Below are 11631 nucleotides of genomic sequence, written 5' to 3' on the forward strand. Positions count from 1 at the left end.
TAACATTGTAAAACCAATATTTATATTGTAATTTGCATAAATTAAAAAGAAGAAAAGATACATGGAATTTGATTTAGAATACAACGGTGAAAGACCTCATTTAATTATACCAGAATATGGTAGACATATTCAAAAATTAGTTGATCACTGCATAGCAATAGAAGATGTTGAAGAGCGTAATAAAATGGCAAGAGCAATTGTTGATGTAATGGGGAATTTACAGCCTCATTTACGTGATGTACCAGATTTTAAACATAAATTATGGGATCAAATTTTTATAATGTCCGATTTTAAATTGGAAGTTGACTCCCCTTATGAAAAACCAGTAAGAGAAGAATTACAAGCAAAACCAGAACCTTTAGCATATCCTAAATCTGCATCAAAATATAGATTTTATGGAAACAATATTCAAACGATGATTGATGTTGCTTTAACTTGGGAAGAAAATGAGGCAAGAGAGGCATTGTATTATGCAATTGCTAATCACATGAAAAAATGCTATTTAAACTGGAATAAAGATACAGTAGATGATGCTGTCATTTTTAAACATTTAATTGATTTGTCTGGTGGGAAAATTGATTTGTCTGATAAGGGCGAAAAGTTATCAGAAATAAAAGAATTATTACGTAAAAGAAAACCTACTGCAAAATCTTCACATAAAGCATCTGGTAAATCCAGACAAGATTATAAAAAGAAAAATTATAAATCTAATTAATAATGGCAACATTTGTAATTGAAGGAGGTCATAAACTTAGTGGAGAAATTATTCCTCAAGGAGCTAAGAATGAAGCTTTACAGGTTATTTGTGCAGTTCTTTTAACAGCAGAAAAAATTACAATTAGTAATATTCCTGATATAAGAGATGTAAATAAACTTATCTACATTTTAGGCAAATTAGGAGTTAAAATTGAAAAGGTTAATGGAGATACTTATACTTTTCAATCGGATGATTTAAATTTAAAATACTTAGAATCAGAGCAATTTAAACAAGATGGTAGTTCACTAAGAGGTTCTATTATGATTGTTGGTCCATTATTAGCACGTTTTGGAAAAGGTTATATTCCGAGACCTGGTGGTGATAAAATTGGGCGAAGACGTTTAGATACTCATTTTGAAGGATTTATAAAGCTTGGTGCTTCTTTTAGATATAATAAAGACGAAAAATTTTACGGAGTTGAGGCTGATTTTTTAACAGGAACTGATATGCTTTTAGATGAGGCTTCTGTAACAGGTACAGCTAATATTGTGATGGCAGCTGTTATGGCTAAAGGTAAAACTTCAATTTACAATGCGGCTTGTGAACCTTACTTACAGCAATTGTGTAAAATGCTAAATAGTATGGGCGCAAAAATAAGTGGAGTGGGTTCTAATTTACTTGTTATTGAAGGAGTTGAGATATTAGGAGGATGCGAACATAGAATTTTACCAGATATGGTTGAAATCGGTAGCTGGATTGGTATGGCTGCAATGACAAAATCTTCTATAACAATTAAGAATGTTAGTTGGAATGATTTAGGTTTAATTCCTCGTGTATTTCAAAAGATAGGTATTAAATTAGAAAGAAGAGGTGATGATATTTTTATTCCGGAACAAAAAAGTTATGAAATTCAAAATTTTATTGACGGTTCAATTTTAACAATTTCTGATGCGCCTTGGCCTGGTTTTACACCCGATTTATTAAGTATTATATTGGTTGTTGCTACACAGGCAAAAGGAAGTGTATTAATACACCAAAAAATGTTTGAAAGCCGTTTGTTCTTTGTAGATAAATTAATAGATATGGGTGCAAAAGTAATTCTTTGTGATCCACATAGAGCTACAGTAATTGGAATGAATCATGAATCTAGTTTAAAAGCAACGGTTATGACTTCACCTGATATTAGAGCGGGTATTTCATTATTAATTGCGGCACTTTCTGCTAAAGGTACCAGTACTATTCATAATATTGAACAAATTGATAGAGGTTATCAAAATATAGATACGCGCTTACAAGCAATTGGAGCAAAAATTACAAGAGTTGAATAACGAATATTCAAAATTTTAAAAATCCCGCTTAATGCGGGATTTTTTATTGATGTCATATTGGCATAATTCAAAAAATGGCAATACTTTTGCTGATTATTAAACTGAAAAATTTTTTAGAGAAAAATTATGGGTAAAAAGAAAGATTCAAAGGAAGAAAAAGAATTAAAAGATAAAGAATCAGTTCAGCAAGAAACGAATGAAATTAGTGTAGAAGAGCAATTAAAAGTTGAAGTTGTTCAAGAAAAAGATAAATTTTTAAGGTTATTTGCAGAATTTGAAAATTACAAAAAGCGTACCTCAAAGGAACGTATAGAGTTATTTAGAACTGCCAACGAGGAATTAATGACAGCCTTATTACCAATATTAGATGATTTTGACAGAGGTCTATCTGAAATGAAAAAAGCAGATGACAAAGAGCTATTGAAAGGAATGGAACTTATAAAAAATAAGTTTTACAATTCTTTAACTCAAAAAGGTTTAAGTCATATTGAAGTAAAAAATGGTGAAACTTTTGATGTGGAATTACACGAAGCTATTACACAAATTCCAGCTCCAACGGAGGCTTTAAAAGGGAAAATTATTGATGTTATAGAACAAGGATATAAATTAGGTGATAAAGTAATCAGGTATCCTAGAGTAGTTGTAGGACAATAATAATTATAAAATGAAGCAAGATTTTTACGAAATATTAGGCATTTCAAAAAATGCAACTCCAGCAGAAATAAAAAAGGGATATAGAAAGATGGCAATAAAATACCATCCTGATAAAAATCCTGGAGATAAAACAGCAGAAGAAAATTTTAAAAAAGCGGCTGAAGCATATGAAGTTTTAAGCGACGAGAATAAAAAAGCAAGATACGATCAATATGGTCATGCAGCATTTGAAAATGGTGGTGGCGCAGGCGGTTTTGGCGGTGGCGGAATGAATATGGATGACATATTTAGTCAGTTTGGAGATATTTTTGGAGGTGCTTTTGGTGGTGGCGGAGGCGGCTTTGGTGGCTTTGGTGGTGGACAATCTAGAGGTAGAGCTCGTGTAAAAGGGAGTAATCTTAGAATTCGTGTAAAACTTACTTTAGAAGAAATTGCAAAAGGTGTTGAAAAGAAAGTTAAAGTTCGTAGGAAAGTAAGTGCACCTGGAGCTACATTTAAAACGTGTACTACTTGTAATGGAAATGGGCAGGTAATGCGTGTTACCAATACTATTTTAGGGCGTATGCAATCTGCTTCAACTTGTCCAACTTGTCACGGAGCAGGTGAAATATTGGATAAAAGACCTAAAAATGCAGATGCACAAGGTTTAGAACAAAAAGAAGAAACAGTTTCTATAAAAATACCGGCAGGTGTTACTGAAGGTGTTCAATTAAAGGTAAATGGTAAAGGAAATGCTGCCCCTGGAAATAATTCAGTAGATGGGGATTTAATTGTTGTTATAGAAGAAATAAAACATGATACCTTAAAACGTGAAGGAACAAATTTGCATTATGATTTGTACGTTAATTATTCAGAAGCTGTTTTAGGAATAGATAAAAATATTGATACAGTAAGTGGTAAGGTTAAAATTAAGATTGAACCAGGAACTCAATCTGGTAAAATATTAAGATTAAGAGGTAAAGGACTTCCAAGTATAGATCATTATGGAAATGGGGATCTATTGGTACATATAAACGTATGGACGCCGCAAAACCTTTCAAAAGAGCAAAAAAAGTTTTTTGAAAAAATGATGAATGATGAAAATTTTACACCAAACCCTTCGAAGTTTGACAAATCTTTTTTTGAAAAAGTAAAAGACATGTTTTCATAAAAAAAGTGTTAATTAATTATTATAATAATTAATTTTAATATATATTTGAAGTGTTATTAGTGAAATATCTAATAACACTTTTTCTTTTTCATAGCAATTTTCCCACTCAAATTTTGAGTGGGTTTTTTTTTACAATTTAATAGTCTATTTTTGCAAAAAAAAATAAGTAGGTCGTCTTATCGCTTTAATTTATTAAAGAGGAAAGTCCGGACACCAAAGAGTAGCATAGCGGATAACATCCGTCCAACGTGAGTTGAGGACAAGTGCAACAGAAAGCAAGTACAGTTCGGCTGTAGTGAAACCAGGTAAACTCTATGCGGTGAAATGCCACGTATATTGAAATTTTAGAGTCACTCGCTCTATTTCAAGGGGTAGGCAGCTTGAACTATAAAGTAATTTATAGTCTAGATAAATGATAAGAACTTTTTAAAGTACAGAATCCGGCTTACAGACCTACTTATTTTTTTATCATATTCTTAATATTTACAACGTTTTCGTAGCTGTTTTTTATGTTATTAAAAATATTTGTTGTTATTAATATTTATATCTTTAAAAATGCATTGGACATTAGGAATTTTTTAATTCAAAACATCATTTTTTGTACCTTCGCTGAATTAAAATAACTAAACAAAAATTATAGATATGGCATTTGATATTGAAATGATTAAAGGTGTTTACGAAAGAATGGCTGAACGTGTAGATGCTGCACGTAAAATAGTTGGGAAACCCTTAACATTGGCTGAGAAAATATTATACAACCACTTGTGGGATGGTAAAGCGACTTCTCCTTATCAACGAGGAGTTGATTATGTAGATTTTGCACCGGATCGTATTGCTTGTCAAGATGCGACTGCACAAATGGCATTGTTGCAATTTATGCAAGCGGGTAAAAATAAAGTTGCTGTACCTACAACAGTTCACTGTGATCATTTAATCCAAGCTAAAATTGGAGCAGATAAGGATTTACAAAATGCCTTAAATACGAGTAGTGAAGTTTTTAATTTTTTAGCTTCAGTATCTAATAAATATGGAATTGGATTTTGGAAGCCAGGAGCAGGAATTATTCATCAAGTAGTATTAGAAAATTATGCATTTCCTGGAGGAATGATGATTGGTACTGATTCTCACACTGTAAATGCAGGTGGACTTGGTATGATTGCTATTGGTGTGGGTGGAGCAGATGCAGTGGATGTAATGGCTGGAATGGCTTGGGAATTAAAATTTCCAAAATTAATAGGAATTAAATTAACAGGTAAACTATCTGGTTGGTCGGCGCCTAAAGATGTTATTTTAAAAGTAGCAGGAATATTAACTGTAAAAGGTGGTACTGGTGCAATTGTTGAATATTTTGGTGAAGGAGCTAAATCAATGTCGGCAACTGGGAAAGGTACAATTTGTAATATGGGTGCTGAAATAGGAGCTACAACTTCTACTTTTGGTTATGATGCATCTATTGAGCGTTATTTACGTTCAACAGACAGAAGTGAAGTTGCGGATGAAGCTAATAAAATTGCTTCATATTTAACAGGAGATGATGAAGTTTATGCGAATCCTGAAAAATATTTTGATCAAGTTATTGAAATTAATTTAGATGAGTTAAAACCACATATTAATGGTCCGTTTACACCAGATTTAGCTACTGTTGTTGGAGAAATGACTGAAAAAGCAACAGCTAATGACTGGCCTTTAAAAGTTGAATGGGGTTTGATTGGTTCTTGTACAAACTCATCTTATGAAGATTTATCAAGAGCAGCTTCTGTTGCAAAACAAGCCGTTGATAAAAAATTAATTACAAAAGCAGAATTTGGTATAAATCCAGGATCGGAACAAGTGCGTTATACAGCACATAGAGATGGATTGTTAGATATTTTTGAAGAATTAAATGCTAAAATCTTTACTAATGCTTGTGGACCTTGCATTGGACAATGGGCTAGAGAAGGAGCTGATAAACAAGAAAAAAATACAATTATCCATTCATTTAATCGTAATTTTTCTAAAAGAGCAGATGGAAATCCTAACACACATGCCTTTGTAGCTTCGCCAGAAATGGTTGCTGCAGTTGCAATTTCTGGGCGTTTAGATTTTAATCCATTAACTGATAAGTTAATCAATCAAGATGGAGAAGAAGTAATGTTAGAAGAACCTACTGGAATGGAATTACCTCCAAAAGGATTTGCTGTTGAAGATGCTGGTTACGATGCACCTATTGAAGATGGTTCAGGAGTTAATGTGGTTGTTAGAGATGATTCAGAAAGATTACAATTGCTTACACCATTTACTCCAATAGGAAGTGATATTAAAGGAGCAAAATTATTAATAAAAGCATTCGGAAAATGTACAACAGACCATATCTCTATGGCAGGTCCTTGGTTACGATTCCGTGGTCATTTAGATAATATTTCAAACAATTGTTTAATTGGTGCTGTAAATGCCTATGGAAAAGCAACAAATAAAGTTAAAAATCAATTGACTGGAGAATTTGGAGCGGTTCCAGATACAGCAAGAGCTTATAAAGCAGCTGGAATATATTCAATTGTTGTTGGTGATCATAATTATGGAGAAGGATCTTCTCGTGAACACGCAGCAATGGAACCACGTCATTTAGGTGTTGCAGCAGTTATTGTAAAATCATTTGCTCGTATCCATGAAACAAACTTGAAAAAACAAGGAATGTTAGGTTTAACGTTTGCAAATGAAGCGGACTATGATTTAATTTTGGAAGATGATACTTTCAACTTTATTGATCTAAATGAATTTGCACCGGGTAAACAATTAAGTTTAGAAATTGTGCACGCAGATGGATCAAAAGATGTAATAAAATTAAATCATACTTATAACCAAAGTCAAATAGATTGGTACAATGAAGGTTCAGCATTAAACCTTATTAAAAAGGAGAATGCTCAGTAAAAAAGATTAGATTATTATATAAATCATCAAAAAAGAGACCTATTTATACGTCTCTTTTTTGTTTAATATGTAATTGAGAGTGAATTTATTTATATATTTTTAATATAAAGGATTGAATTACAAGGTAAAATAAATTAAATTCCAACGATTTCGTAAATATATAATTTGTTTTATATATTTTTTGTAACTTTTTATCATAAATTCGAAATATGAATATAGTACATGTTAGTGCCGAATGTTATCCAATTGCAAAGGTTGGTGGTTTGGCAGATGTGGTAGGATCTCTACCAAAATATCAAAATAGCGCAGATGTTTTATCTCAGGTAATTATGCCTTTTTATGATAATAAGTTTACAAAAGAAAATGATTTTGAAATAGTTTTTGAATCAAAATTAAAATTAGGAAAGGAAGAATTTGATTATCGAATTTTAACGCTGAAAAAAAATAATTTAGGTTTTAATTTATTTCTGGTTGATATACCAGAACTTTTATTTAAAAATTATGTATACTCAAATGATGATACAGAAAGATTTTTAGCTTTTCAAATTGCAACTTTGGATTGGTTTTTAAGTTGGGATAATAAACCAACTTTTGTTCATTGTCACGATCATCATACAGGTTTAACTCCGTTTATGATGTTACAATCAAAAAAGTATGAAGCATTAAATAAAATCCCTACTGTATTTACAATTCATAATGCACAATACCAAGGTTGGTTCTCGCATGATAAAGTATCTTTAATACCAGAATTTGATTTTGATAATGTTGGATTATTAGATTGGGGTGGAAGTATAAATCCATTAGCGGCTGCAATAAAATGCGCTAGTCGAGTTACAACTGTTTCACCCAGTTATATGGAAGAGCTAAAAGGTAATGCAAATGGTTTAGAATGGTTATTAAGTCATGAAAGTGCTAAGTGTGTTGGTATTTTAAATGGAATTGATATAGAAGTTTGGAATCCTGAAACCGATAATTATTTAGTTAAAAATTATAACCAAAATACAGTTCAGTCAGGTTGTAAAGAAAATAAGAAATGGTTGTGTGAAAAATTTAATTTAGACAATGAAAAACCGCTTTTTGCTTTTATAGGAAGATTGGTTGGAGAAAAAGGTTCGGATTTATTTCCGGAAGTATTTAAAAAATCATTGGAAACAAAAAATATTTCAATACTTTTGTTAGGTTCAGGAAATAAAGATGTTGAAGAGCAATTAGACGAGCTAAAGTCTGAATTCATTGGAACATATAATGCTTTTATTGGCTATGATGAAAGTTTATCACATATAATTTATTCAGGAGCAGATTTTTTATTGATGCCATCAAGAGTAGAACCTTGTGGTTTAAATCAAATGTATGCTTTAAGATATGGAACCATTCCAATAGTTAGAAGTATTGGAGGGTTAAAAGATACTGTAATCGATATTTCAGAAGAAAATGGATTTGGTATTTGTCATAAAGAGGTAACTGTTTCAGATATTGCAATTGCAATTGAAAGGGGAGTTGAGCTTTATAATAATCAACCGGAATATAAAAAATTAAGAAAGCAAATAATGAGCATAGACCATTCTTGGAATGCTTCAGCAAATGAATACATCAATTTATATAAATCTTTAAATTAAAAAAATATGTCAGGAAATAAAGTTTTAGCAATTATTTTAGGAGGTGGACAAGGATCAAGATTGCACCCTTTAACTCAATCAAGATCTAAGCCAGCAGTTCCTATTGCAGGAAAATATAGATTGGTAGATATACCTATTTCAAATTGTATAAATTCTAATATTAAAAGAATGTTTGTGTTAACTCAGTTTAATTCAGCATCTTTAAATAGACATATTAAAAATACATATCATTTTAGTTTTTTTAGCTCTGCTTTTGTGGATGTATTAGCTGCAGAGCAAACTCCTGGAAACCAAGGTTGGTTTCAAGGAACAGCAGATGCTGTTCGTCAAAGTATGCACCATTTTAAAGAATTGGATTATGATTATATGTTAATATTATCGGGAGACCAACTATATCAAATGGATTTTAATGTAATGGTAAAGGCACACATAAAAGCAAAAGCAGCAATATCAATTGCTACCATTCCAGTTAATGCTAAAGACGCTACTTCTTTTGGTATATTAAAAACCAATGATAAAAATGAGATTACTTCTTTTATAGAAAAACCAGAAACTAATTTATTACCAGAGTGGAGTTCAGAAGTAAGTGATGAAATGAAATCTGAAGGTAGAAATTACCTAGCTTCTATGGGTATTTACATTTTTAATAGAAAATTGTTAGAAGATTTAATGGAAGACGATAGTACTATTGATTTTGGAAAAGAAATTATTCCTCAAAATATTGAGAAACAAAAAGTTGTAAGTCATCAATTTGAAGGTTATTGGACTGATATTGGTAATATTGATTCATTTTTCGAAGCCAATTTAGGATTAACAGATGATTTTCCAAAATTTGATTTGTACAGTAAAGAAAGACGAATTTATACGAGAGCTCGTATGTTACCAACTACAAAAGTTTCGGGAACTAATTTAGATAAAACTGTAATAGCAGAAGGTTGTATTATTAATGCAGGAAAAATTGAACATTCTGTGATTGGTATTCGCTCTAAAATTGATTCAGAATCAACTGTTATAAATACCTATATGATGGGTAGTGATTATTATCAAGCTCTAGAAGAAATTTTAGATGATAAAATAGTTTCTATGGGAATTGGTAAACGTTGTTTTATAAAAAATGCAATTTTAGATAAAAACTGTTGTGTTGGAGATGATGTTAGAATTAATGGAGGTAAACATTTAGAGGATCAGGAAACTGATACTTATGCAATAAGAGATGGTATTGTAGTAATTAAAAAAGGAGCAGTAATACCTAACGGATTTATAATATAACTAAAAATTTATGGCAAACGTTATTCCGTATAGTCTGTTTACAGATTTTGATATAGATTTATTTAAAGGAGGTAAGCATTATAGACTTTATGAAAAGTTTGGTTCTCATTTAGTTACTGTAAATGGCATTATAGGAACATATTTTGCTGTTTGGGCTCCAACTGCAAATCAAGTTTCAGTTATTGGAGATTTTAACCATTGGGTAGATGGAGAATTTAGTTTAAATGTTAGATGGGATTCGTCTGGAATTTGGGAAGGATTTATTCCTTACGTTGAAAAAGGAACAGTTTACAAATATAAAATTCATTCAAATAATCAAGGGTATATCTCAGAGAAGGCTGATCCTTATGCACGTAGATATGAGCATAATCCTAAAACCGCTTCTATAGTTTGGGAAGATAATTATCAATGGAAAGATAAAAACTGGATGAAAACTCGAAAGAGTCATAATGCCTTAGATGCACCATATTCAGTTTATGAAGTTCACTTAGGTTCTTGGAAAAGACATGAAACAGAAGATCGTTTTTTATCTTATTTTGAATTAGGAGATGAATTGGTTAATTATGTAAAAGAAATGAATTTTACACACGTAGAATTTATGCCAATTATGGAATTCCCATATGATCCTTCTTGGGGATATCAAGTAACAGGTTATTTTGCACCAACATCTCGTTTTGGTTACCCAGATGAATTTAAGTATTTAGTTGATAAACTACATGAAAATGGTATTGGAATTATTTTAGATTGGGTACCTTCTCATTTTCCAGAAGATGCGCATGGTTTAGGTTATTTTGATGGTTCATGTTTATATGAACATCCAGATAAACGGAAAGGATATCATCAAGATTGGAAAAGTTTAATTTTTAATTATGAACGTAATGAGGTTCGATCATTTTTAATAAGTAACGCTATTTTTTGGTTAGAACAATATCATGCCGATGGATTACGTGTAGATGCAGTTGCATCCATGTTATTTTTAGATTATTCACGTGAAGAAGGAGAGTGGGAACCTAATATTTATGGTGGAAATGAAAATTTAGCAGCAATTAGCTTTTTTAAAGAATTAAATGAGGAAGTTTATAAGTCATTTCCAGATGTTCAAACAATTGCAGAAGAATCAACTGCTTTTCCTATGGTGTCGAAGCCAACCTTTATGGGTGGATTAGGTTTTGGAATGAAATGGATGATGGGCTGGATGCACGATACGTTAGATTATTTTGCAAAAGACCCAATGTATAGAAGGTATCATCAAAATGAAATTACTTTTAGTTTAGCATACGCATTTACTGAAAATTTTATGCTACCACTTTCTCATGATGAAGTTGTTTATGGAAAAAACTCCATATTAGGCCGAATGCCAGGAGATGAATGGCAGCGTTTTGCAAATTTGAGACTTTTATATGGTTATATGTTTACACACCCTGGAACCAAATTATTGTTTATGGGTAGTGAATTTGGGCAATATAATGAATGGAATTTTCAGCAAAGTTTAGATTGGAATTTATTAGAGTTTGAACCTCATAAAAATATGAAGTTGTACTTTTCCGAGTTGAACAAATTTTATAGAGATACACCAGCACTTTATGAAAAAGGATTTAGCGGAGAAGGGTTTGAATGGATTAGTTATGAAGATACAGAAAATTCTGTGATATCTTATATTAGAAAAGGAAATGATCCAGTAAATAATTTACTGGTTGTGTGCAATTTTACACCTGCAACTATAAAAAAATATAAAGTAGGTTTTCCAACTAATGGAAAATTAAAAGAAGTTTTTAATAGTGATTCAAAAAAATATGGAGGAAGTGGCATATCTAATTCAAAACAAATAACTTTAAAAAAACAAACCTGGAATAATAGAGAATATTCAGGCGAAATTAGTTTAGCTCCGTTAGGTATTAACATTTTTCAGGTAAAATAGCATACAAATAGTTTTAAATATAAAAAGAGCCTATAATTTTAAATTTTATTTAAAATTATAGGCTCTTTTTTAGCTAATTGCATCGTAATTGA

The 11631-nt window shown here is 31.2% G+C and carries 8 protein-coding genes and 1 other RNA gene; all 9 read left to right on the forward strand.

What is annotated here, in order from left to right; all coding sequences use genetic code 11:
• Positions 1–61: 61 nt before the first annotated feature.
• The 9 genes from CHB63_RS02805 to glgB all read left to right on the forward strand — a co-directional run bounded on the left by CHB63_RS02805 (position 62) and on the right by glgB (position 11539).
• Positions 62–715 carry a DUF4290 domain-containing protein gene (locus tag CHB63_RS02805; protein ID WP_089376901.1) on the forward strand — a complete coding sequence of 218 codons (654 nt, stop codon included), beginning with the start codon at positions 62–64 and terminating at the stop codon, positions 713–715.
• Between the two features lie 2 nt (positions 716–717).
• Positions 718–2025: a UDP-N-acetylglucosamine 1-carboxyvinyltransferase gene (gene murA / locus CHB63_RS02810; protein WP_089376902.1), complete on the forward strand. Its 1308-nt coding sequence runs from the start codon at positions 718–720 to the stop codon at positions 2023–2025.
• A gap of 126 nt (positions 2026–2151) precedes the next feature.
• The gene (locus CHB63_RS02815; protein WP_089376903.1) at positions 2152–2679 is read left to right on the forward strand and encodes a nucleotide exchange factor GrpE; all 528 of its coding nucleotides are present in this window, start codon (positions 2152–2154) and stop codon (positions 2677–2679) included.
• Between the two features lie 10 nt (positions 2680–2689).
• Positions 2690–3829, forward strand: a complete 1140-nt coding sequence (gene dnaJ, locus CHB63_RS02820) for a molecular chaperone DnaJ (RefSeq protein ID WP_089376904.1) — start codon at positions 2690–2692, stop codon at positions 3827–3829.
• A 163-nt stretch (positions 3830–3992) separates the two neighbouring features.
• Positions 3993–4293, forward strand: an RNA gene (gene rnpB / locus CHB63_RS02825) — RNase P RNA component class A.
• A 178-nt stretch (positions 4294–4471) separates the two neighbouring features.
• Positions 4472–6736, forward strand: a complete 2265-nt coding sequence (locus CHB63_RS02830; RefSeq protein ID WP_089376905.1) for an aconitate hydratase — start codon at positions 4472–4474, stop codon at positions 6734–6736.
• 209 nt (positions 6737–6945) lie between these two features.
• Positions 6946–8352, forward strand: coding sequence for a glycogen synthase (locus CHB63_RS02835; RefSeq protein ID WP_089376906.1), 1407 nt, complete (start codon positions 6946–6948; stop codon positions 8350–8352).
• A gap of 6 nt (positions 8353–8358) precedes the next feature.
• Positions 8359–9621 (forward strand): glucose-1-phosphate adenylyltransferase, encoded by a 1263-nt coding sequence (locus CHB63_RS02840; RefSeq protein WP_089376907.1) that lies wholly within the window; start codon positions 8359–8361, stop codon positions 9619–9621.
• Between the two features lie 10 nt (positions 9622–9631).
• On the forward strand, positions 9632–11539 hold the full coding sequence (glgB, locus tag CHB63_RS02845; protein ID WP_089376908.1) for a 1,4-alpha-glucan branching protein GlgB: 1908 nt from the start codon (positions 9632–9634) through the stop codon (positions 11537–11539).
• Positions 11540–11631 lie beyond the last annotated feature (92 nt).

The sequence above is a fragment of the Lutibacter flavus genome (genome assembly GCF_900188355.1).
Classification (GTDB): Bacteria; Bacteroidota; Bacteroidia; order Flavobacteriales; family Flavobacteriaceae; genus Lutibacter; species Lutibacter flavus.